At 70.8% G+C, this 22199-nt stretch carries 28 protein-coding genes; 16 read left to right on the top strand and 12 right to left on the bottom strand.

Features of this window, described 5'->3' with window-relative positions; genetic code table 11:
* The first annotated feature begins 6 nt into the window (after positions 1-6).
* Positions 7-624, top strand: coding sequence for a TetR/AcrR family transcriptional regulator (locus ACIBTU_RS19915; RefSeq protein WP_399127588.1), 618 nt, complete (start codon positions 7-9; stop codon positions 622-624).
* A 169-nt stretch (positions 625-793) separates the two neighbouring features.
* Here ACIBTU_RS19915 and ACIBTU_RS19910 read toward each other — a convergent pair whose 3' ends face one another.
* From ACIBTU_RS19910 to ACIBTU_RS19880, 7 genes are all read right to left on the bottom strand, one after another.
* Entirely contained in the window at positions 794-1177 is a 384-nt protein-coding gene (locus tag ACIBTU_RS19910) for a hypothetical protein (protein ID WP_399127587.1), read from the bottom strand.
* A gap of 45 nt (positions 1178-1222) precedes the next feature.
* Positions 1223-1993 (bottom strand): SDR family oxidoreductase, encoded by a 771-nt coding sequence (locus ACIBTU_RS19905; RefSeq protein ID WP_399127586.1) that lies wholly within the window; start codon positions 1991-1993, stop codon positions 1223-1225.
* Positions 1994-2068: 75 nt separating this feature from the next.
* Entirely contained in the window at positions 2069-2524 is a 456-nt protein-coding gene (locus ACIBTU_RS19900) for a MaoC family dehydratase (RefSeq protein ID WP_399127585.1), read from the bottom strand.
* 34 nt (positions 2525-2558) lie between these two features.
* On the bottom strand, positions 2559-3755 hold the full coding sequence (locus ACIBTU_RS19895; protein ID WP_399127584.1) for an acetyl-CoA C-acetyltransferase: 1197 nt from the start codon (positions 3753-3755) through the stop codon (positions 2559-2561).
* Between the two features lie 63 nt (positions 3756-3818).
* Positions 3819-5003: an acyl-CoA dehydrogenase family protein gene (locus ACIBTU_RS19890; protein WP_399127583.1), complete on the bottom strand. Its 1185-nt coding sequence runs from the start codon at positions 5001-5003 to the stop codon at positions 3819-3821.
* Positions 5004-5176: 173 nt separating this feature from the next.
* Positions 5177-6139 carry an electron transfer flavoprotein subunit alpha/FixB family protein gene (locus tag ACIBTU_RS19885; protein ID WP_399127582.1) on the bottom strand — a complete coding sequence of 321 codons (963 nt, stop codon included), beginning with the start codon at positions 6137-6139 and terminating at the stop codon, positions 5177-5179.
* A 23-nt stretch (positions 6140-6162) separates the two neighbouring features.
* A complete protein-coding gene (locus ACIBTU_RS19880; protein WP_399127581.1) occupies positions 6163-6945 on the bottom strand; it encodes an electron transfer flavoprotein subunit beta/FixA family protein in 783 nt (260 codons plus the stop codon).
* Between the two features lie 180 nt (positions 6946-7125).
* Here ACIBTU_RS19880 and ACIBTU_RS19875 point away from each other — a divergent pair, with 180 nt between their 5' ends.
* Positions 7126-7800 carry a TetR family transcriptional regulator gene (locus ACIBTU_RS19875; protein WP_399127721.1) on the top strand — a complete coding sequence of 225 codons (675 nt, stop codon included), beginning with the start codon at positions 7126-7128 and terminating at the stop codon, positions 7798-7800.
* A gap of 175 nt (positions 7801-7975) precedes the next feature.
* Entirely contained in the window at positions 7976-8344 is a 369-nt protein-coding gene (locus ACIBTU_RS19870) for a Zn-ribbon domain-containing OB-fold protein (RefSeq protein WP_399127580.1), read from the top strand.
* Between the two features lie 11 nt (positions 8345-8355).
* Here ACIBTU_RS19870 and ACIBTU_RS19865 read toward each other — a convergent pair whose 3' ends face one another.
* Positions 8356-8751 carry a nuclear transport factor 2 family protein gene (locus ACIBTU_RS19865; protein WP_399127579.1) on the bottom strand — a complete coding sequence of 132 codons (396 nt, stop codon included), beginning with the start codon at positions 8749-8751 and terminating at the stop codon, positions 8356-8358.
* An 80-nt stretch (positions 8752-8831) separates the two neighbouring features.
* On the opposite strand from ACIBTU_RS19865, the gene ACIBTU_RS19860 reads away from it, so the two are divergent.
* A complete protein-coding gene (locus ACIBTU_RS19860) occupies positions 8832-9431 on the top strand; it encodes a PadR family transcriptional regulator (RefSeq protein WP_399127578.1) in 600 nt (199 codons plus the stop codon).
* On the opposite strand, the gene ACIBTU_RS19855 is transcribed toward ACIBTU_RS19860, so the two are convergent.
* Together ACIBTU_RS19855 and ACIBTU_RS19850 are read right to left on the bottom strand one after the other, a co-directional pair.
* On the bottom strand, positions 9392-10057 hold the full coding sequence (locus ACIBTU_RS19855) for a TetR/AcrR family transcriptional regulator (RefSeq protein WP_399127577.1): 666 nt from the start codon (positions 10055-10057) through the stop codon (positions 9392-9394). The genes ACIBTU_RS19860 and ACIBTU_RS19855 overlap by 40 nt on opposite strands.
* A 149-nt stretch (positions 10058-10206) precedes the next feature.
* Positions 10207-11148: an alpha/beta fold hydrolase gene (locus ACIBTU_RS19850; protein ID WP_399127576.1), complete on the bottom strand. Its 942-nt coding sequence runs from the start codon at positions 11146-11148 to the stop codon at positions 10207-10209.
* A 190-nt stretch (positions 11149-11338) separates the two neighbouring features.
* Between ACIBTU_RS19850 and ACIBTU_RS19845 the strand changes: the two genes are divergently transcribed.
* The 7 genes from ACIBTU_RS19845 (at position 11339) to ACIBTU_RS19815 (ending at position 16413) form a co-directional block, all read left to right on the top strand.
* Positions 11339-12151 (top strand): SDR family oxidoreductase, encoded by an 813-nt coding sequence (locus ACIBTU_RS19845; RefSeq protein WP_399127575.1) that lies wholly within the window; start codon positions 11339-11341, stop codon positions 12149-12151.
* Positions 12148-12786, top strand: a complete 639-nt coding sequence (locus ACIBTU_RS19840; protein ID WP_399127574.1) for an HAD family hydrolase — start codon at positions 12148-12150, stop codon at positions 12784-12786. Before ACIBTU_RS19845 ends, ACIBTU_RS19840 begins: the two co-directional genes overlap by 4 nt.
* 31 nt (positions 12787-12817) lie before the next feature.
* On the top strand, positions 12818-14038 hold the full coding sequence (locus ACIBTU_RS19835) for an acyl-CoA dehydrogenase family protein (RefSeq protein ID WP_399127573.1): 1221 nt from the start codon (positions 12818-12820) through the stop codon (positions 14036-14038).
* Positions 14035-14835 (top strand): SDR family oxidoreductase, encoded by an 801-nt coding sequence (locus tag ACIBTU_RS19830; RefSeq protein WP_399127572.1) that lies wholly within the window; start codon positions 14035-14037, stop codon positions 14833-14835. The genes ACIBTU_RS19835 and ACIBTU_RS19830 overlap by 4 nt, the downstream gene beginning before the upstream one ends.
* 42 nt (positions 14836-14877) lie before the next feature.
* On the top strand, positions 14878-15246 hold the full coding sequence (locus tag ACIBTU_RS19825) for a luciferase family protein (RefSeq protein WP_399127571.1): 369 nt from the start codon (positions 14878-14880) through the stop codon (positions 15244-15246).
* Between the two features lie 98 nt (positions 15247-15344).
* A complete protein-coding gene (locus ACIBTU_RS19820; protein WP_399127570.1) occupies positions 15345-15920 on the top strand; it encodes a dihydrofolate reductase family protein in 576 nt (191 codons plus the stop codon).
* An 82-nt stretch (positions 15921-16002) separates the two neighbouring features.
* Positions 16003-16413 (top strand): helix-turn-helix domain-containing protein, encoded by a 411-nt coding sequence (locus tag ACIBTU_RS19815; protein ID WP_399127569.1) that lies wholly within the window; start codon positions 16003-16005, stop codon positions 16411-16413.
* A 15-nt stretch (positions 16414-16428) separates the two neighbouring features.
* On the opposite strand, the gene ACIBTU_RS19810 is transcribed toward ACIBTU_RS19815, so the two are convergent.
* Complete coding sequence (locus tag ACIBTU_RS19810; protein WP_399127568.1) at positions 16429-16821, bottom strand: DUF488 domain-containing protein; 393 nt, start codon at positions 16819-16821, stop codon at positions 16429-16431.
* 128 nt (positions 16822-16949) lie between these two features.
* On the opposite strand from ACIBTU_RS19810, the gene ACIBTU_RS19805 reads away from it, so the two are divergent.
* On the top strand, positions 16950-17585 hold the full coding sequence (locus ACIBTU_RS19805) for an HdeD family acid-resistance protein (RefSeq protein ID WP_399127567.1): 636 nt from the start codon (positions 16950-16952) through the stop codon (positions 17583-17585).
* Between the two features lie 79 nt (positions 17586-17664).
* Here the strand turns inward: ACIBTU_RS19805 and ACIBTU_RS19800 are convergent, their stop codons facing one another.
* Complete coding sequence (locus ACIBTU_RS19800) at positions 17665-18798, bottom strand: hypothetical protein (RefSeq protein ID WP_399127566.1); 1134 nt, start codon at positions 18796-18798, stop codon at positions 17665-17667.
* A 180-nt stretch (positions 18799-18978) separates the two neighbouring features.
* Between ACIBTU_RS19800 and ACIBTU_RS19795 the strand changes: the two genes are divergently transcribed.
* The 4 genes from ACIBTU_RS19795 (at position 18979) to ACIBTU_RS19780 (ending at position 22197) form a co-directional block, all read left to right on the top strand.
* Positions 18979-19149, top strand: a complete 171-nt coding sequence (locus ACIBTU_RS19795) for a hydrophobic protein (RefSeq protein ID WP_399127565.1) — start codon at positions 18979-18981, stop codon at positions 19147-19149.
* Between the two features lie 159 nt (positions 19150-19308).
* A complete protein-coding gene (locus ACIBTU_RS19790; protein ID WP_399127564.1) occupies positions 19309-20487 on the top strand; it encodes an acyl-CoA dehydrogenase family protein in 1179 nt (392 codons plus the stop codon).
* Positions 20488-20667: 180 nt separating this feature from the next.
* Complete coding sequence (locus tag ACIBTU_RS19785) at positions 20668-21228, top strand: hypothetical protein (RefSeq protein ID WP_399127563.1); 561 nt, start codon at positions 20668-20670, stop codon at positions 21226-21228.
* A 66-nt stretch (positions 21229-21294) separates the two neighbouring features.
* Positions 21295-22197, top strand: a complete 903-nt coding sequence (locus ACIBTU_RS19780) for an oxygenase MpaB family protein (protein ID WP_399127562.1) — start codon at positions 21295-21297, stop codon at positions 22195-22197.
* Positions 22198-22199 lie beyond the last annotated feature (2 nt).

The raw sequence follows: 22199 nt of genomic DNA, 5'->3' as shown, positions 1-22199 counted from the left end.
AGAACCGTGAGCACTCGCCCTCCAGGCCATGCGGCCATCGTCAAGGCGGCCCGCGAGGAGTTCGCCGAGCGTGGCTACGGTGCGACCTCGATCCGGGACATCGCGCAGCGTGCAGGAGTGAGCCTGTCGGCGCTGTACTACTACTACAAGGGCAAGCAGGAACTGCTCGTGGCCATCCTGGACGACGCCCACGATGCCTACTTCAGTTCCTGCCAGGAGGCCCTCGCCCGGGCAGGAGAGGATCCGGCCGAGCAGTTGGCGGCCATCGTCGAGTCGACGGTCCGCTACCGCAGCACTCACCCGAGCAAGAGCAACATCCTGCTGTCCGAGGAGCGCAGCCTCCAGCCGGAACACCTGGAGCGTTATCGGGCGAACCATGCCATGGCGACTCGGCAGTTCCGGGACATCATCGAGCGCGGGGTAAAGGAAGGGGTGTTCCTCACCCCCTACCCCGACGACGCCCGCCGTGCCGTCATGGCCATGTGCAACGCGGTAGCGCAGTGGTACGAACCGGGCGGCGTTCTTTCCGAGGACGACCTCGTCGAGCGGTATGTGTCCCTCGCCCTGACCATCGTCGAGTACCGGCCCCGCGCCCCACGCAGGCCCGTGCCCACCTCGCTGTAGCGCCCCACGGGAAGCCGCTACCGACGGGGGCCCTTCGGCTGCGTCCTCGCTCGCCCGCGTCTGCCGGCCTGCACGTGGCGCACATCCCGCGTCCGTCAGCTCTGCCCGCGCGTTCTCGATGAAACGCTCGTTGCTGCCCGCGTCAGGCAGCAACGAGCGTGCGCGTGGCTCACCAGCGCTCACTCTTGACCGGAGTCACGCGAAACGTGGGGACGCCGTTCGGCGCGACCCCGACGACGTTCACCGGAGTTCCCGGCTCCGTGATGCCGGCCTGCACGCCTTCCACCTCGCACCGGACACGCACCCCGTCGCGCAGTTCCACCACGGTGAGCGTTCGGGCCGGGTGCCCGTGTCGCCCCAGCTGTTCGATGGTGACGATTCTTCCCGTAACCGGACCGCTCTCCCGACGCAGGTCGGTGGACGCACAGACGGGACACAGCAAACAGGTGTGGAAGAGCACGGTGGAGCACCATGAACAACGCTGGAAGCTCAACTCCACCTGACTCGGCAGGGAATCACCCATCGTCTCCCGCCGTCCTATGGGTACGCGCATGCAATCTCCCGGCTCCGCAGTCGCGCAACAGCAAGCGAGTCCCGGTCAGCCCCGGGGGCCGCCCGCGACGTAGAGGACCTGACCGGTCACGAAGCCGGCGCCTTCACTGGCGAAGAAGGAGACGGCGTGAGCGATGTCGTCGGGGATTCCCACCCGGGGCACCGGGGTGACGGCCGCCCGCTTCGCCTTGAACTCCTCGAAGGGCACGCCCAGTCGCTCGGCCGTCGCGGCGGTCATCTCCGTGACGATGAATCCGGGCGCGACGGCGTTCGCGGTGACGCCGAACTTGCCGAGCTCGATGGCCAGGGTCTTCGTGAAACCCTGCAGACCGGCCTTGGCCGCGGAGTAGTTGACCTGCCCACGATTGCCGAGCGCGGCCGTGGAGGACAGGTTAATGATCCGGCCCCAGCCGGCCTTGGTCATGTGGGCCTGGGCGGCCCGGCTCATCAGGAAGGCTCCACGCAGGTGAACGCCCATGACCGCGTCCCACTCGCTCTCGGCCATCTTGAACAACAGGTCGTCACGGGTGATGCCCGCGTTGTTCACCAGCACGACGGGCGGGCCCAGTTCGGCGGCCACGCGCGAGACGGCGCCATCGACGCGCTCGGCGTCGGCCACGTCCACGCCGACGGCCAGCGCTCGGCCGCCCTCCTTCTCGATGGCGGTGACGGTGTCGGCGCAGGCCGCCTCGTCGAGGTCGAGGACGGCGACGGCGAAGCCGTCACGGGCCAGGCGCTGGGCGGTGGCGGCGCCGATGCCACGGGCTGCACCGGTGACGATGGCGACGCGCTGCACGACGGCGGTGGACTCGGACACGCTGTGCTCCTTGAGGTTGGTGAGAATGACGGGGTTCAGTTACTCAGGTACTCCGCAGACGGAAACGTGCTTCGGTCAGCCGGAGACGCGCACGACTGCCTCCGCGACGCAGGCCGGCTTCTCGGCGCCGTCGATCTCGACGGTCACGCGGGAGACCACCTGGTAGCCGCCCTGCACGGGTTCGGCGGAGACGATGTCGACCGACGCCCGGATCTTGGAGCCGACGCGCACGGGGTTGATGAAGCGGACCTTGTTCAGGCCGTAGTTGACGGCCATCGTCACGCCTTCGGTCCGGTACACCTGCTTCATCAGCGTGGGCAGGAGCGACAGCGTCAGGTAGCCGTGCGCGATCGTGGCGCCGAAGGGTCCCTGGGCGGCGCGTTGCGGGTCGACGTGGATCCACTGATGGTCGCCTGTCGCATCGGCGAATCCGTCGATGCGCTGCTGGTCGACGGTGAACCAGTCACCGGTCCCGACATGGGTACCGGCGGCCGCGGCGAGTGCGGCCGGGGAAGAGAAGACCTTCGTCATAGAGGTGTCCTGTCGCGTCGTCGGATTGTCGTGGTCACGCGGCGGAGAACAGGGCTGCCATGCCCTGTCCGCCGCCGACGCACATGGTCTCCAGGGCGTAGCGGCCGCCACGGCGGCGCAGCTCATGCAGCATCGTGGTCATGATCCGTACGCCCGTGGCGCCGATCGGGTGGCCGAGCGAGATGCCCGAGCCGTTGACGTTGAGCCGGTCGGTGTCGTGCCAGCCCCACTCGGCGAGCACGGCGAGCACCTGCACGGCGAACGCCTCGTTCACCTCGACGAGGTCCAGGTCGTCGAACGACTTCCCGGTCCGGGCGAACAGCTTGGCCACGGCCGGCACGGGTCCGATGCCCATGTGGGACGGTTCGCATCCGGCGGCCGCCCAGCCCTCCAGGAATCCGATGGGCTCCAGGCCCAGTGACTCCAGCTGGTCCTCGGCCACGACCAGGCACGCGGCAGCGGCGTCGTTCTGCTGGCTCGCGTTGCCTGCGGTGACCGTGCCGTCGGGCAGGACGGTGCGCAGCTTGGCCAGGACCTCCACGCTCGAGTCCGGGCGCACGCCCTCGTCCCTGTCGAAAACGACCGGCTCGCCGCGCCGCTGCGGCACGGTGACCGGTACGACCTCGTCCTTGAAGATCCCGGACTCCCAGGCCGCAGCGGCCTTCTGATGGCTGGAGACGGCGAACCGGTCGGCAGCTTCACGGGTGATGCCGTAGCGCCGGGCCAGGTTCTCCGCGGTCTCGGGCATCCCGGAGATCTTGCCGAAACGGTGTTCGGGCTGCGAGCGCTCCCGACCACGGTCGAGGCGGTCATACATCGTCACGTTGCCCGAGCGGCTTCCCCAGCGCATCGAGGTCGTGTAGTGCTCGATGTTGGACATGCTCTCCACGCCACCGGCGAGCACGACGTCGCAGGCACCGGTCTGCACCATCATCGCTGCGGTGACTAGAGCCTGGAGCCCGCCGGCGCATCGCCGGTCGGTCTGGAAGCCGGGCACCGACAGCGGGAGCCCGGCGTGCAGGGCCGCCCAGCGGCCGATGCAGGGAGTCTCCGAGCTGGCGTACGACTGCGCCATGGCGACGTCATCGATGCGCTCCGGATCGATCTGGGTCCGCTCGATCACCGCCTTGATCACGGTGGCGGCGAGATCCTCGACCGGCACCGTCCTGAGCGCTCCGCCGAACGCACCGACAGGGGTGCGCACCGGGCTCACGATTGCTGCTCGCCTCATGGCTTCAGGGCCTTCCCCTAGATATCACGTAGAACATGAAGTGCCTCTCCTGAGTGAGGGCTCTCAGGTGCGGGAGGCACCGTCACGCTGCTGCCTCATGAGTTCCCGGCCGATGATCAGTTTCTGGATCTCGCTGGTGCCCTCGTACAACCGCAGCACGCGCACATCGCGGTAGATCCGTTCCACCGCGACCTCTCGCATGTAGCCCATGCCGCCGTGGATCTGGACGGCGAGGTCGGCGACGTTGCCGGCTGCCTCGGTGCAGAAGAGTTTCGCCGCTGAGGGTGCGATCCGCCGGTCGGATCCGTCGAGGTAGTCGCGCGCGGCCTCACGCACCAGCGCCGTGCCCGCCATCACCAGCGACTGCTGCTCGGCCAGCATGGCCTGCACCAGCTGCCGGTCGCCGATGGGTACGCCGCCCTGCCGGTTCTGCGCGGCGTGGGCGACCGACTCCTCCAGTGCGCGCCGCGCGAGTCCCATCGCAAGTGCGGCGATGTGCACCCGCCCTCGGGCCAGCACGGTCATGGCCGCTCGGTAGCCCGTCTCGACCTCTCCGCTCACCAGGGCGTCGTGGCCGACCCGCACGTTGTCGAAGAACAGCTCCGCCGTGGTGGCTCCCTGCTGGCCCATCTTGTGGTCCTTGGGGCCGATCGTCAGCCCCTCCGTCCCGGCGGGGACCAGGAACACGGCCACCTTGCCCTCGGCTTCGGTGCCCCGGACCTTGGCGAACGTGACGAAGAGGTCCGCGAGCGGCGCGTTGGTGATGAACCTCTTCTGCCCGCTGATCGACCACCCGTCCTCCGACCAGGTGGCGGTGGTCCGCATCCCCGACGGGTCGGATCCCGCCTCCGGCTCGGTCAGCGCGAAGGAGGCCACGCAAGCGCCCTCCGCCATCGGCTCCAGCCAGCGCTTCTTCTGCTCGGGGGTGCCGTAGCCGACGAGAACCTGGCCCGCGATGCCGTTGTTGGTCCCGAACATCGAGCGGAACGCGAGCGTCGTGTACCCGAACTCCAGGGCCAGTTCCACGTCTTGGGCGATGTTCAGTCCGAGTCCGCCGCAGTCCTGCGGCAGGGCGTAGCCGAACAGGCCCATGGCCGCGGTCTTCTGTCGCAGGTCATCGGGGATGGCGTCTTCGTCCGCGATCTCACGCTCCCGCGGGACGACCTCCTCCTGCACGAACTCCCGTACCTGGGCACGGATCTGCTCGAATTCCTCCGCACTGACCGCCTCTGCGGCAGATGTGGGCATCGGCCTTCCTTCCTCTGTTCGGGCCACGCTCCCGCCCAGCCATGCAGAGCGATGGGGCGTGGATCAGGAACGTGGCTCATGTGAATCTCGACGGCGCAGCCCACGGGACATCCCGTTCGCCCGAAGCCACCGGCCAGTTGCGCCGCCGGCACGAATGGCGCGGGCTGTCCCCGTCAGCGCTTGCGCGCGCTGATCTCTTCGGTGAGCTGCGGGACGACGTCGAAGAGGTCGCCGACGACGCCGTAGTCGACGAGGTCGAAGATCGGGGCCTCAGGGTCCTTGTTGATCGCGACGATCGTCTTCGAGGTCTGCATACCGGCCCGGTGCTGGATCGCACCCGAGATACCGGAGGCGATGTACAGCTGCGGCGACACACTCTTGCCGGTCTGGCCGACCTGGTTGGAGTGCGGGTACCAGCCGGCGTCGACCGCGGCACGCGAGGCGCCCACGGCCGCACCCAGGGAGTCGGCGAGGGCCTCGATGATCGAGAAGTTCTCCGCACCGTTCACACCCCGGCCGCCGGAGACCACGATCGCGGCCTCGGTCAGCTCCGGACGCCCCGTCGACTCACGCGCCGTACGCGCGGTGACCCTCGTGCCGTGCGCCTGCTCCGAGAACGACACCTCCAGCGCCTCGACCGCACCCGCGGCAGCGGCCGCCTCGACCGGAGCCGAGTTGGGCTTCACCGTGATGACCGGCGTGCCCTTGACCACGACGGACTTGGTGGTGAAACCAGCCGCGAACACCGACTGCGTCGCGACCGGACCGTTGTCACCGGCCTCCAGATCGACGGCGTCGGTGATGATGCCCGATCCGATGCGCAGCGCCAGACGCGCCGCGATCTCCTTCGCCTCCGCGGACGAGGGAACCAGCACCGCCACCGGCGAGACAGCCGCGACCGCGGCCTGGAGAGCCTCGACCTTCGGCACCACGAGGTAGTCCGCGTAGTCGGCGGCCTCGTGCGTCAGCACACGGGTGGCACCGTGCTCGGCCAGCACACCGGCGGTGTCGGCAGCACCCGCACCGAGGGCGACGGCGACCGGGTCGCCGATCCGGCGGGCCAGCGTCAGCAGCTCCAGCGTGGGCTTGCGGACCGCACCGTCCACGTGGTCGACGTACACCAGAACTTCAGCCATGATCTCTTCCAACTCTCAGTGATTCAGATGAACTTCTGGCCCGCGAGGTACTCGGCCAGCTGCTTGCCGCCCTCGTCCTTCACGATCGTGCCCGCCGTACGCGCCGGACGCTCCGCGACCGCCTCCACCTTCGTGTACGCGCCCTCCAGACCCAGCTCGCCGGCCTCGATGCCCAGATCCGACAGATCCCACGACTCGACCGGCTTCTTCTTCGCCGCCATGATCCCCTTGAACGACGGGTAACGGGCCTCACCTGACTGGTCGGTCACCGACACCACCGCCGGCAGCGCAGCCTCCAGCTGCTCCGACGCCGCATCACCGTCACGAAGGCCCGACACCTTGCCGTCCTCGACCGCGACCTCGGACAGCAGCGTCACCTGCGGCACACCCAGACGCTCCGCCACCAGCGCCGGCACGATCCCCGCCGTACCGTCCGTCGACGCCATGCCCGAGACGACCAGGTCGAAGCCCGCCTTCTCGATCGCCTTCGCCAGCACCAGCGACGTACCGATCGCATCCGTGCCGTGCAGATCGTCGTCCTCGACATGGATCGCCTTGTCCGCACCCATCGACAACGCCTTGCGCAGCGCGTCCTTCGCGTCCTCGGGACCCACCGTCAGCACGGTGATCTCGACATCGTCGTCCGAGTTCTCCGAGATCTGCAGCGCCTGCTCCACCGCGTACTCGTCCAGCTCGGAAAGCAGACCGTCCACGTCGTCACGGTCCACGGTCAGGTCATCAGCGAAATGCCGGTCACCGGTCGCGTCCGGCACGTACTTCACGGTGACAACGATCCTCAAGCTCACGCCGGCTCTCCTCGCTCAGAGCGTTTCTCAGCCTTCTCAGGCCTACTGCGGCCACCGTATGGCACTCAGTTCCCTCTGTAAAGGTACGTAGTGCCAAAGGGGTCCGTCCGGTGTTACGTTCCCGGCATGAGCGAGGCACGCGAGGGCAGTGGATCGAACGGGGCGGTCAAGAAGGCCCCGATGCGGGAGGTGCTGGCCGAGGCCGCGTTCCAGCTGTTCCTGGAGCGGGGGTTCGAGCGGACGACCGTGGACGACATCGTGGCGCGGGCGGGGGTCGGCCGCCGCTCGTTCTTCCGCTACTTCCCGTCCAAGGAGGACGCGGTCTTCCCGGACCACGAGAGCGTGCTCGCGGACATGACCGCGTTCCTCGAAGGGGCGGGCGACGAGCGGGACGCCGTCGACGTCGTCTGCGACGCGGCCGGACTCGTGCTGCGCATGTATGCCGCGAACCCCGAATTCTCTGTGCAGCGCTACCGGTTGACGCGCGAGGTGCCGGGTCTGCGGACCTACGAGCTCTCCGTCGTCCGGCGCTACGAGCGCATGCTCGCCGAGTATCTGCGCCGGCGCTGGGCGGCCGTCCCGGACGGGGGTCTGCGGGCCGAGGTCGTCGCCGCCTCCGTCGTGGCCGCGCACAACAACGCGCTGCGCACCTGGCTGCGTTCGGGCGGCGAGGGCGACGCCGAGGCGGCGGTGGAGCGCGCGTTCGGACTCGTCCGTCAGGTGTGGGGCGAGTCGGCCGCGCGGGAGCCGGGTCCGGCCGTGGCCCAGGAGGAGGTCGTGGTGATGATGGCCCCCAAGGGCGCGCCCATGTGGCGGGTCATCCAGCAGGTCGAATCGGCGCTCCGGGACGACTGAACCGGGCCCGGGCGCCCAAGAATTCCGATGCGGAGGGTACTCGGTATCTTTACCGCGCGGCACTGAGTGTCATACGCTGATCGGGCGCCGGAGCCTCAGCCCGGCGGACCGGGTGAGCGCGGGAGGCCGAGCGATGTCGGAGTGGGCGGGGTTGTCGGGAAGCGCGACGGGTGTCATGACGCCGGCCGAGGCCGACGGCGGCACGGGGTTCACCTTCAAGCGCTGCCGCTGGTGCGGCACCGCGTCGTTCCGCCGGCTGCTCTGTCCGGTCTGCGCGTCGAGCGACCTGGAGACGCAGCGCAGCGCGGGCCCCGGGATCGTCGTGCAGTCGCGTGTCGTGCACCGCGGCACGGGCGTCGCCCGCAACGAGTCGCTGGTCCGCTTCCCCGAGGACTTCGTGGTGCCCTGCCGGGTCGTCGGGACGCCGCCGCACCTGGTGTGGGTCGGCGCCGAGGTCCGTACGGCCCCCGGCGCGGCCGAGGACGCCGGTGAGGTCTGCTTCGAGTTGAGCGAACCGGCCGGCGACGACGCCTACTACCGCTGAGCGGGCCGGGGTCAGGCCCCGGCGGCCGCCTCCTGGGCGATCCGGTCGAACTCGGCCCCCATCGCGGCCGCCAGTGCCTGCGCTGCCGTCAGCGGGCGCACCATCACCATGAAGTCGTCGATGCGCCCTTCCTCGTCGAAGTGCAGGAAGTCGCAGCCGGTGATGGCCCGGTCGCCGACCCGCGCCTCGAACACGAGGGCGTGATCGCGCCCGTCGGCCCCGGCGATCTCGCGGACGTACCGGAAGTCCTCGAAGACACGCGTCACCCCGCGCAGGATCGCCGCCGTGATCGCCCGGCCCGGGTACGGCTTGAAGGCGACCGGGCTGGTGAACACCACGTTCTCGGCCAGCATGGCCTCGACCGCCGCCAGATCGCCCTTCTCCACCGCCGCGCGGAAGGGATGCATGAACGCCACCTCACTCACTCATTAGTAAACTTGTTGATTAGGTGCGGGTGACAGTAGTCGCATCCTTGTAGGGTGTCCACATGTCTCTCAAGTACGCCGTCCTCGCCTCGCTCCTGGAAGGCGAGGCGTCCGGATACGACCTGGCGAAGATCTTCGACGTGTCGGTGTCCAACTTCTGGGCGGCGACACCGCAACAGCTCTACCGGGAGCTGGACCGCCTCGCGGCGGAGGGGCTGATCGACGCCCGCGTGGTCCCGCAGGAACGGCGGCCGAACAAGCGGATGTTCACGCTCTCGGCCGAAGGGCACGCGGACCTCGCCGCGTTCACCGCGCGCCGGCCCAAGCCGCTGGCGCTGCGCGACGAGCTGATGGTGAAGGTGCAGGCCGTCGACGTCGGCGACCTGGACGCCGTGCGCGCGCACATCGAGGAGCGGGTGTCGTGGGCGCAGGGCCGCCTCGCCCGCTACGAGCGGATCCGGCAGCATCTCCTCGGCGGCCGCACCGAGGAGGAGTTCCTCGAGGTGGGGGAGCGGATCGGCCCCTATCTGACGCTGATGGCCGGCATCGGGTTCGAGGAGGGCAACGTGGACTGGGGGCGGCGCGTCCTCGGCATCCTGGAGCGCCGCGCCGCCCGCGCCGCTCAGTCGTCCTCGGGGTCCGCCTCCGGCGCGCGCAGCTGAAGCCCGTTCTCCCAGATCTTGTTGAGCGTCGTCACCAGACGCTCGTACGGGATGCGCTGGCCGAGCACGAACACCATGTACGCCATGCGGCTCACCATCACGGACAGCGCGTGCGCCGTGATCAGCGGGTCGAGGCTCGGGTCGGCCGCGCCCGCGTCCTGGAGCGAGCGGATCAGCTTCGCGTTGCGCCGGGCGAACGCGTCGCCGCGCTCGATGCGCAGTTGCTTGAACGTCTCGTCGACCTGGGCGACCTGCTCGAACAGGGCCATCAGGCGGGCGTTCTTCTTGTAGGCGCGCAGGTACTCGCGGTTCGAGGCGTCGATCAGCTCGCGCGGGTCGGTGATGCCGGTCCGCTCCCGCAGGTGGGGATGGAGCATCTCCTCCTGCACCTGCGCGACGAGCGCCTGGAAGATCTCTTCCTTGCTGTTGAAGTACGTGTAGAACGAGCCGGACGCGACGTGGGCGGCCTTGGAGATGTCCGTGATCCGCGCGTCGAGGAAGCCGTCGCGCTCGAAGACCTCACGCGCGGCGGTGATCAGCGCGTTGCGCGTCCTGACGCCGCGGGCGCTGCGGGGCGTGATCGGTTGCTTCTGACCGCCGTCGGCGGCCGCGGCCTGGGCAGGCAATGCGGTCCATTCGCTCTCGTTCGTGCGGGCGGTCGCGGGGCCGCGACCGCCTCGCGGGTGGCTGCGGATGCTATCAGCCGGGTCCGTCGGCCGGGTCCGTCGTCCGAGCCTGTCGTCCAGGCCGTCGTCCAAGCCGTCGTCCGAGCCCGTCATCCGATCTCGTCGAGGAACCGGAGCAGTGCCGCGTCGACCTCCGCCGCCCGCTCCTGCTGGATCCAGTGGCCGGCCCCGTCGAGCACGACCCGGCCGCGCAGATCGGTCAGCACCTCCTCCAGGCGGTCGCTCGGCATGAACCGGGCCACCGGGTCCTTCGAGCCGGTGACGAAGAGCGACGGCATGTCGATGGTCCGGCCGTCGAGCGGCGCCGTCAGCTCCCAGGTGCGGTCCAGATTGCGGTAGTAGTTCAGCCCGCCCGTGAAGCCCGTCTCCTCGAACGTCTTCACGTAGAAGGCGAGTTCCTCCTCGCTCAGCCAGTGCGGGCGCGGCGCCGCCGGCTCCTCGCGGGCCGCCCACGCCGCCGACCAGATCTCGCGTGCCGTCAGCGTGCGCCGCACGTCCTGGGCGAGCGCCCGGTCCGCGACGCCCCGCTCCTGGAACCACACGATGTAGAACTCCTCGCCGAGGCGCCGGCGCAGCACCGGCAGCGGCGCGACGGGGGAGCGGGGCGTCACCGGCACGCTCATCCCGACCACGGCCCGCACCCGCTCCGGATGCGCCCACGCCATGTGCCACACGATCGACGCGCCCCAGTCGTGCCCCACGAACACCGCGTCCCGCGCGCCCACGTCGTCGAGCAGCCCCACCAGGTCCCCGCACACCGTCGGCGCGTCGTACGCCTCGACATCGGCCGGCCGTTCGCTGCGGCCGAAGCCGCGCAGGTCCGGGGCGAGCACCCGGTACCCCGCCGCGGCCAGGGCCCGGATCTGGTGCCGCCAGGAGAAGGCCAGCTCGGGGAAGCCGTGGCACAGCACGACGAGCGGCTTCGCCGCGTCGCGCGGCCCGTCCTCGTACACGCGCAGGGTGATGCCGTTCGTCGCGACGTCCCGTGCCGGGACCCGCTCCCAGTCGGCGATCGGCAGATGTGCGGTCATGTCCAGGGCTCCTCGGATCGTCCGGCCACGCTCCCCGACAGGCCCTGCCCGCACACCCGTCGCTCCCGGCGCGGTTCCTGAACCTGACGTCGGATCCGAATATACCGAGCGGTCCGCCGCCTGTCATTGAACTTGAAGCCGGATTCAAATACGGTGAGGGCGCAGCCGAGCGAAGGAGCGGTCACCCCTCATGCTGATCAACGACAAGGTCGCCGTGGTCACCGGCGCGGCAGGCGGCATCGGCGCCGCCGTCGCCCGGCGCCTCCTGGAGGCGGGCGCCCGCGGCGTCCTGCTCACCGACCTGGACGGCACACGCCTCGACGCCACCGTGCGCGAGCTCGCCGCCGAGCACGGCGAGCGGGTCGCGGGACGCGCCGCGGACGCCGCCGACACCGAGGACCTGAGCGCCCTCCTCGCCCTGGCCGAGGAGCGCTTCGGCCCCGTCGACCTCTACTTCGCCAACGCGGGCATCGGCGGCGGCGCCGGACTCGACGCGAGCGAGGAGGAGTGGAGCCGCGCCCTGGACGTCAACGTGATGGCGCACGTCCGCGCCGCGAAGCTGCTCGTGCCCGGCTGGGTCGAGCGCGGCGAGGGCTACTTCTTCACCACCGCCTCCGCGGCCGGACTGCTCACCCAGATCGGCTCCGCCACCTACTCCGTCAGCAAGCACGCCGCCGTCGCCTTCGCCGAATGGCTCTCCGTCACCTACGGCGACCAGGGCGTCCGCGTCAGCTGCCTGTGCCCGCAGGGCGTCGAGACCGAGCTGCTCATGGCCGGCACCCGCTCCGCCGACCCGACCGAGCGCGCCGCCGCCCGGGCCGTCCTCGACTCCGGCGAACTGCTCCAGCCCCTCGATGTCGCCGACCGCGTCGTCGAAGCTGTCGCCGACGAGCGCTTCCTCGTCCTGCCGCACCCCCAGGTCCTCGACTTCTACCGCCACAAGGGCGCCGACTACGACCGCTGGCTGCGCGGCATGCGGCGCTACCAGAAGGCCGTGCGATGACCGGCGAACGGACCCGCACCGCGGTCCTCTTCGACTTCGGCGGCGTGCTCACCACCAGCGTGATCGACGCCTTCGACGAGGTCGGACGCGAACTCGGCGCAGAACCGGGCCAGTTGCTGCGCCTCCTGTCCAAGGACGAGGAGAGCAGCGCCCTGCTCGTCGCCCACGAGGAGGGCCGCATCGGACAGCGGGAGTTCGAGGACGGCTACGCGGCCCGGCTGCGCGCGCACGGCGTCACCGCCGCGGGCCCCGGACTCCTGGCCCGGCTCCAGACCCACCTGCGCCCCGACCCCGACAGCCTCGCCCTCGTCGCGAGGCTCCGCGCCGACGGACACCGCGTCGGGCTGCTGTCCAACTCCCTCGGCGACGACTGCTACGCGGGCTTCGACCTGCCCGCCCTGTTCGACGCCGTCACCATCTCGGGCGAGATCGGCGTCCGCAAACCCTCGCGCCGCGCCTACGCCCTCGCCTGCGAACGCCTCGGCGCTCCGCCCGAGGAGACCGTCATGGTCGACGACCTGCGCCAGAACCTCGACGCCGCGGCCCGGATCGGCCTCGCCGGCGTCCTGCACCGCGACGCCGCGAGCACCGCTTCCGCCCTGGCGCGCCTGTTGCGGCCCGCCGACGCGCGATGACACCGTACGAGACCACCATCGGAGGACACCCGTGTACGAGCTGACCGACAAGGCCAAGCGGTACCAGGCCGACCTGCTCGCCTTCATGGACGAGCACGTCTACCCGGCCGAGGCCGTCTACGCCGAGCAGATGGCCGCGTCCGGCGACCCGCACTTCCACCCGCCGGTCATGGAGGACCTCAAGACCGAGGCGAGGAAGCGCGGCCTGTGGAACCTCTTCCACCCGCACCCCGAGTGGGGCCCGGGCCTCACCAACCTGGAGTACGCGCCGCTCGCCGAGATCATGGGCCGCAGCGCCCACCTCGCCCCCGAGGCCACGAACTGCAACGCGCCGGACACCGGCAACATGGAGGTCCTCACCCTCTTCGGGACCGAGGAGCACAAGGAGAAGTGGCTGAGGCCGCTGCTCGACGGCGAGATCGCCTCCGCGTTCGCCATGACCGAGCCCGCCGTGGCCAGCTCCGACGCGAGCAACATCCAGATGCGGATGGAGCGGGACGGCGACGACTACGTCCTCAACGGCCGCAAGTGGTGGACCTCCAACGCCCTGCACCCGAACTGCAAGGTGCTCATCGTCATGGGCAAGACCGACCCCGACGGTCCCGCCTTCCGCCAGCAGTCGATGATGGTCGTCCCCGTCGACACCCCCGGCGTCACGATCCTGCGCGGCCTGCCCGTCTTCGGCTACCAGGACCGCGAGGGCCACGCTGAGGTCCTCTTCGAGAACGTACGGGTCCCGGCCGGCGCCCTGCTCGCCGGCGAGGGCGACGGCTTCATGATCAGCCAGGCCCGGCTCGGCCCCGGCCGCATCCACCACTGCATGCGCGCCATCGGCATGGCCGAACGCGCCCTGGACCTGATGATCGACCGCGCCCAGTCCCGTACGACCTTCGGGGCGCCGGTCGCCGAGCGGGCCAACATCCAGGACTGGATCGCCGAGTCCCGCATCGAGATCGACATGGCCCGGCTGCTCACCCTCAAGGCCGCCCACCTGATGGACACCGTCGGCAACAAGCAGGCCCGCACCGAGATCGCCGCCATCAAGGTCGCCGCCCCGAACGTCGCCCTCAAGGTCGTCGACCGCGCCATCCAGGTCCACGGCGGCGCCGGCGTCAGCGACGACTTCCCGCTCGCCAGCATGTACGCGCACCTGCGCACCCTGCGCCTCGCGGACGGCCCCGACGAGGTGCACAAGCGGACCATCGCCCGGCGCGAACTGCGCCGCCGCGAGACCGAACGAGGAGAGCGATGAGCACAGCGGAATCCCCGGCGGGCACGGAGTCCCTGGCCGGCAAGGTCGCCGTCGTCACCGGCGCGTCGCGGGGCATCGGCCTCGCGGCGGCCGGCGCCCTGCGCGACCGCGGCGCCCAGGTCGTGATCACCTCCCGCAGCGAGGACCGCGCCAAGGAGGCGGCCCGTGAACTCGGCGCGGGCGTCACCGGGTTCGGCGCCCACGCCACCGACGAGGACGCGGCCCGCGCCTGCGTCGAGCACACCGTCGCCACGCACGGGCGGCTCGACATCCTCGTCAACAACGCGGGCACCAACCCGGCGTACGGCCCCGTCATCGACCAGGACCACGCCCGCTTCGCCAAGACGATGGACGTCAACCTGTGGGCACCGATCCTGTGGACGTCCCTCGCCGTCAAGGCGTGGATGGGCGAGCACGGCGGCGCGGTCGTCAACACCGCCTCCATCGGCGGACTCTCGGTCGCCCAGGACGTCGGCATCTACCACGTATCCAAGGCCGCCCTCATCCACCTCACCAAGCAACTCGCCCTGGAACTCGGCCCGAAGGTGCGGGTCAACGCGGTCGCGCCCGGCATCGTGCGGACCCGTCTCGCCGAGGCGCTCTGGCAGGAGCACGAGGCGCGGGTCGCGGGCGCCACCCCGCTCGGCCGGATCGGTGAACCCGTCGACATCGGCGAGGCCGTGGCCTTCCTGGCCGGCGACGGCGCCCGCTGGATCACCGGCGAGACCCTCGTCGTCGACGGCGGACAGCTGCTCGCCGGGGGCGTGCTCGGCAACTCGCCGGAACAGGGGAGTTGACGGGGGTTCTCCCCGAGGTGAAGGGTGCGCCAGGATGGGGTCATGACCGCGGCCCAGCGCGCCATGACCGAACTCGGGACATGGCCGCACCTGGTGAGCGGCCCGCCCCGGTGCTCGATCGGTCACGCGTTCGGCCCGGCGGGCCATGACCTCGTCCACTTCCATTCCGACGACTGCGCCGACCTCTATCTCACCGCGCCGGCGGTGCAGCGGCTGCTGCCGCAGCTGCGGCGGACCAGCGCCGTCCGCGTGCAACCCGGCGCGTCCTGGATCACGGTGCTCCTGGAGTGCGACACGGACGTGCAGCTCCTGCTCAGCCTGGTGAGCGTCGCCCTCAAGGAACAGGCGGGCGGCGAGCCGCACGCCCGCCCGGCCCCGCCGTGCGACTGGGAGCGCCCCCGGGCCTCGTAGGGCGCCCTGCGATCCGGGCCGTGGCGGTACTGCGACGGGCCGAGGCCTTTGGGCATGCTGGTGTTCCGGACGAGGGCGCGACGAGGAGCGGGACCGACATGCGCAAGATCATCCTGATGATGGGCATCTCTCTCGACGGGTACACGGAGGGGCCGGGCCGGGACATCGGCTGGCACCAGGTGGACGAGGCGCTGCACCGGCACATGAACGAGAAGGTCCGCTCCTTCGGCGGCCTGCTCACCGGACGCGTCACGCACGAACTCATGGCGTCCTACTGGCCCGCGGCCGGCGCCGACCCCGAGAGCACCCCGACAGAGGTCGAGTTCGCCGCCCTCTGGAACGACATCCCCAAGATCGTGTTCTCCCGGACACTGCCGCCGGGCCCCGCCCCGTACCACTCCACCGTTGTCAACGAGGTGCTGCCCGAGGCGATCCGCGCCCTCAAGGAACAGCCCGGCGGTGACCTCAACGTGGGCGGCGCCGACCTCGCCGCCACCTTCCTCGCCCACGACCTGATCGACGAGTTCCACACCTATGTGCACCCCGTCCTGATCGGCACGGGCAGCCCGCTGTTCCCCGTCACCGAGTTCGCCCCGCGCGTCCTGCGCCTGATGGGCACCCAGACCTTCGACAACGGGGTCGTCCTGCTGCGCCACGCCCGCGTCCCCGCCTGACGCGCGGCGCCGTTCGGCGGCCCGGATATCGCCGAGGGCGAAGCGCCGCCCCGGGCCGCCGTACGCCGCCTACGCTGGCCCGATGAGCATCCACGAGAGCAGCCGGGGCCCGCGCACGCACCGGTCCGCACCGGAGCAGGAGCCGCTGTGGCGGCACATCGTCGGGGACGTGCTGCGGCGCAGGCGCCGGGCCCAGGGCCGGACCCTCCAGGACGTCGCCGACACCGCCGGAATCTCCATGCCCTACCTCTCGGAGATGGAGCGCGGCCGCAAGGAGGCGTCCTCCGAGATGCTCGCCGCCGTCGCCGGAGCGCTCGGGCTCGGACTCGTCGACGTCCTGGCGCTGGCCCAGGGAGAGCTCACCCGGGCCGCCCGCACCCGCCGCCCGGTGTCCGTCACGTCCGTCACCTCGGTCAGCTCCGTCACCGCCGTCGTGGCGCGGGGCGCGGGCGGTGCGGCGACGGGGCGCGGCACGGTCTGCCTCGCCGCCTGACCCGCGGGGCGAGGCTCAGTCCCGCTCCTCGAGCCGGCGCACCAGCACCGGCACATGGCTGTGCTCGACGTCCTTCACCGACGTGACGAGGGTGACCGGACCGCCGCGAGCCAGCTCACGCACGTGGTCGACCAGCTCGGCGCGCTCCGGCGCGTCGAGCTCGGCCCGGTAGCGCTCCTCGAACCCGGCGTACCGGTCGTCCTTGTCGGCGTGGTACCAGGTGCGCAGCTCCTTCGACGGGGCGATGTCCTTGAGCCACTCGTCGATGCCGGCGTGCTCCTTCGAGACGCCCCGCGGCCACAGGCGGTCGACGAGCAGCCGCTTCCCGTCGTCGGCGGTGGGCGGGTCGTAGACCCGGCGCACGGGGAAACCGCCGGACCGGCGGCCGGATGAGCGCTGTGAAGACATGGGACCCATTGTGGCCTTTTCTTGCCTTTTGCGTACTCCGTCGAGTGTCGTTCGGCCGCCTCCTGTGTGTCACCCGTTCGGCTCATCACCGGTCGCCGCCCGGCGTGGCCCGCACGGAGAGTTCGGACATGACCCAAACACCTTACGAACCGCAGGGCTCGCACCGGGCCGCCGGCGAGAAGGAGGCGCCCGGGGCACCCCCCGAGGGTCCGCTCGGCCGGCTGGCCCACATGGCCTGGCAGGCGGTTCTCCTCGCAGGTGTCGCCGCGCTGATCCTGGGCGTGCTCGTCCTCGTGTGGCCCGGCGCCTCGCTGTGGGCGGCCGGCGTCCTGTTCGGCGTCTACCTCGTCGTCAGCGGCGTCTTCCAGCTGGTCACGGCGTTCGGCACGCACGTGACGACCGGGCTGCGCGTCATGGCGTTCATCAGCGGCGCTGTCTCGGTCCTCCTCGGCCTGTTCTGCTTCCGCGGCGCGATGCAGTCGATCCTGCTGCTCGCCCTGTGGATCGGCATCGGCTGGCTGTTCCGCGGGATCACGCAGACCGTCGCGGCGGCCTCGGACCCGGCGATGCCGGCCCGCGGCTGGCAGGCGTTCCTCGGCGTGGTCAGCGCCATGGCCGGCATCGTGCTGATCGTCTCGCCGTTCGAGTCGGTGGCGGTCCTGACGCTGGTCGGCGGCTGCTGGCTGGTGGCCATGGGTGTCGTCGAGATCGTGGAGGCGTTCATGATCCGCAACCGTGCCAAGCACATCCCGCGCGGAGCCTGACCCGCGCACGACGCACCGGTGCCCCGGGCTCGTCCTCGAGACGAGCGCGGGGCACCGGTGCGTTCCGGGGCGGGGCCGGTCAGACGCCGACGGCCTCCTCCATCTCCTCCTCGCTGTCCTCCGCGTCCTCGACGCGCTCGGCACGGACAGGGGCGGCGTGACCGGGGGCGGCATGGCTGGGCGCGGCGTGGGCGGGCGCGGCGTGGGCGCCGTGTCCCGCGGCGGCCAGGCTCCGCTCCTGCCGGTGCTCGTGCAGGGCGGCGATCCCGAGGACGACCGCGCCGACGAGCAGCCAGGCGGCCAGCGTCCACACGTTCCGGCCCAGGTCGTGGCTGCCGAAGTAGAGGAGGCTGCGGGCTCCCTCGACGAACCCGGCGCCGTTCCAGAACGCGTGCAGGCTGCCGAAGAAGCCGTTCTGGAGCTCGGGCCGGAAGATCCCGCCGGAGCTGGTGAAGTTCAGCATCACGAACAGGACCATCACGCCGAGCGTCGTCCACCGCTTCAGGAACGTGTGCAGACCGACGCCGATCAGCAGGATGCCCGCCGAGTACAGCCACGTCATGCCCCACAGGCCCCACAGGTGGGCGTGCGCCAGGTGGAAGACGGGCCCGGCGAACGCGGCGCCGATCAGGCTGACCACGCCGGAGGCGCCGACGACGAGCAGCGCGCGGGTCCGCATCCGCAGCACGGCGCCCGCGCCGCCGATCACGGCGACCGAGGCGTACGAGCCGATGCTGACCGCCACGAGAAGGAAGAACAGGCCCTGGCCCGTCGGGTCGTCGGACACCGGCGGCGCCACGTCGGTCACCTTCAGGGGGTCGCCCTGCTGGGCCGCGACCGGCGTGAAGATCTTCTCGACGACGGACACGGTGGTGTCCGACCCGGCCGAGGCGACGATCAGCTCGGGGGAGTCGCCGACCACGTACGCGCCGTCGATGTCCCGGGTCATCAGCTGGTCGACCGCGGCCGCCCGGCTGTCGACCGTACGGACGTCGAGGGCGTCGCCCGCCTTGTCCTTCACGGTCTGTGCGAACACCTTCGCCTCGGGCCCGGCGCCGACCACCGCGACCGGAAGGTGGTGCGGCTCGGGCGAGGCGAAGGCGCCGAGGTAGGCCAGGCCCATGCCGACACACATCAGAAGGGGGGTGAGCAGATGCGTCAGGACGTGGCGCAGCGCCGGATTGCGCGCGGCGGACATGGGCGGGACCTCCATGAGTTGGCAAATACAACCTTTGCTTGTGGTTGTACTGTACAACGAAATGGGGGCCGGGTGGGACCGTGCCGGGTGTGAGGGTCGCCACGGCCCGCCCGCGGTCGACCGCCCCGGATCCGCACCGACGCCGTGTAGGACGCGGAGCCGGGGGAACCCGGAGCGTTCAAGGAGGTACTGACCGTGATCGCTGTTCTGCTGGTCCTGTTGCTCGCCCTGATCCTCTTCGGTGCAGGCTTCGCCGTGAAGCTGCTCTGGTGGGTCGCCCTCGCCGTGCTCGCCGTCTGGCTGCTCGGCTTCCTCGTCCGTGGCACGACCGCGAGCGGGTCGAGGTCCCGCTGGTACCGGTGGTGACAGCCCTCGCCTGAGCCGGACAGGCTCGGGGGTCGCATGATCTGACATCCAGTCAGTCCACGGCATTCCCTATTTCTGGAACGCGTTCTACTGTGTGCGCCGTCGCATCCGCGCCTGAAGTCCGGGCCGAGGCAGCCCGGTCGACCGCCAGGAGGGGCCGTGCACCTCGAATACACGCCTGAGCAGCAGCAGTTGCGCACCGAGCTGCGCGCCTACTTCGCCCAACTGGTCCCCGAGCACGCGTACGCGCGCTACGAGGACCCCGCCGCGCAGAAGCGGTTCTACCGCGAGACGGTGCGCCGGCTCGGGGCGGACGGCTGGCTCGGGGTCGGCTGGCCCGAGGAGTACGGCGGGCGCGGGCTCACACCCATGGAACAGTTCATCTTCTTCGACGAGGCCGCCCAGGCCGGCGTCCCGCTGCCGCTGATGGCGCTCAACACCGTGGGCCCCACGATCATGCAGTTCGGCACGGACGAGCAGAAGGACTTCTTCCTGCCGAAGATCCTCGCGGGGGAGATCGACTTCGCCATCGGCTACAGCGAGCCCGACGCCGGCACCGACCTCGCCGCGCTGAAGACCCGCGCCGTCCGCGACGGCGACGACTACGTCGTCGACGGCCAGAAGATCTGGACCACGAACGGCGACACCGCCGACTGGGTCTGGCTCGCCGTGCGCACCGACCCCGACGCGCCGCCCCACAAGGGCATCACGATGCTCCTCGTCCCGACCTCGGACCCCGGCTACTCCTGCACCGTCATCAACACCCTCGCCTCCCACGACACCACGGCGAGCTACTACGAGAACGTCCGCGTCCCCGTCACCCGCCGGGTCGGCGACGAGAACAAGGGCTGGCGGCTCATCACGAACCAGCTCAACCACGAGCGGGTCACCCTCGCCGCCCACGGCACCATGGCCATCCGCGCCCTGCACGACGTCCAGCGCTGGGCCATGGAGACCAAACTCGCCGACGGGCGGCGCGTCATCGACCTCGGCTGGGTCAGGAAACGCCTCGCGCAGACCCACACCAAGCTCGACGCGATGAAGCTCCTCAACTGGCAGATGGTGAACGCCGTCCAGCAGGGCACCCTCACCCCGCAGGACGCCTCCGCCGTCAAGGTCTACGGCTCCGAGGCCCGCCGCGACGCGTACGCCTGGCTCATGGAGGTCGTCGCCGCGGCGGGCGCGCTGAAGGAAGGCAGCACGGGCGCGGTCCTCCACGGCGAACTGGAGCGCGGCTACCGCTCCGCCGTGATCTTCACCTTCGGCGGCGGCAACAACGAGATCCAGCGCGAGATCATCTCCTGGATCGGCCTCGGGATGCCGCGCGTACGACGCTGAGGCACGGCGAGGCAAGGGTGGTGACTCGCCCCGGGCCGGGGCGAGTTGAGGCGGTGTTCCTGTGAGCGTCCTGTGATCCCCGTCTCCGGTTGCGGAGTTGTTGGACGTTGTGTCAGTGGCGTGCGGTAGACATGCTCCGCGGGTCGACCCGCGGAGCATGATCACCACCCAGGGGGAAACTTGAACAGCCGCACCGCATCACTCGCCGTCCTCGGAGCCGTCGCCGCCGCGCTGGCCCTCACCGGATGCTCCGACACCGAGGAGCTGTCCTACGGGGACCAGGCGACGAAGGACAACCTGGAGGTCAGCGTCCTCCGGGTGGAGACCGGTTCCAACGGGGACCTCTCAGTGCTCAAGGACGCCTCCGAGTACCAGGGCCGCACGCCCTACTACGTCCACTACAAGGTGACCAAGGCCGAGTCCGGCGACGTGGACGGGCCCTCCTTCGACGTCACCGCGGACGGGGACCTGCTGACGCGGCTGGACATCATGGCCGCCTTCCCCGAGCCGGTCGTGGGCGACGACGGACAGCTCAGCTACGAGGACGCGCCGAAGTTCGACAAGTGCCTCGACGAGCACGACTCCGCGAAGTTCGAGAAGGCCCCGGCGGGCGAGAGCTACGAGGGGTGCTCGGTCTACCTCTCGGAGGCGGGCTCCGACGCGACGCCCGAGAAGGTCGAGTGGGTCAAGGGCGGCCTGCTCCGCAGCAGCGACGACGAGGCGTTTGCCGTCTGGAAGTGATCCCGCCCGGCCCCGGTGTCCCGTTCGGCCCTGGTGTCCTGGTCGGATTCTTCGCACACTGGCCCCATGGGCTCCCTTGAGCAAGTGCCGGATCCGGGTCTGTTCGGGCCCGAGTCCGTGACCTGGCAGATGCACGCCGACCCCATGATGTGGATCGCGGGGGTGCGGGCCCTGTACCTCCAGGCCCTGCACCCCCGCGCGGTCCGCGGCGTGCTGCAGAACTCCGACTTCCGGCGCGACGCCTGGGGCCGGCTGATGCGCACGGCGAGCTTCGTCGGCACGACCACGTACGGCACCACCGAGGCCGCCGAGCGGGCCGGGGCCCGGGTCCGGAAGATCCACAGCCGGCTCGGCGCCACCGACCCGGACACCGGCGAGCGCTACGGCGTCGACGAACCCGCGCTGCTGCTCTGGGTGCACTGCGCCGAGATCGACTCCTACCTCCACGTCGCACGCCGCTCCGGATTCCGGCTCACCGACGCCCAGGCCGACCGCTACATCGCCGAGCACCGCACCAGCGCCCGGCTCGTCGGCCTCGACCCGGACCGCGTACCCGGCTCGCAGCGCGAACTCGCGGCCTACTTCGAGAGCGTGCGGCCCGAGCTCGCCGCCGGACCCGAGGCCCGGGTCGTCGACGACTTCCTGCGCCGGCCGCCCACCCACCCGCTCCTGGTCCCCGCCCGCGCCCTCCTGTGGCGCCGCGTCGCGAACCTCGCCTACGACGCCCTGCCGCCGTACGCCCACACCCTGTACGGCAGGGCCGCACCCGCCCCGGCCGTCGTCACCCGCCGCCTGCGCCGCACCGGCACCGCCCTGCGCCTCGTCCCCGCGCGGCTGCGCTGGCAACTGCCCCCGAAGCACGTCCTGCGGGCCGTGGCGCGACTTGGTCCCGAGACCCGCCCGGCACCGTACAAATCCGGCGGAAGGGTGGCCATACTGGACGGGCCGGGGGAGGGCGCAGCGAGCTGACG

Source organism: Streptomyces sp. NPDC050145 (assembly GCF_044460245.1).
Lineage (GTDB): Bacteria > Actinomycetota > Actinomycetes > Streptomycetales > Streptomycetaceae > Streptomyces.
This window is presented reverse-complemented; position numbering and strand designations above follow the sequence as displayed.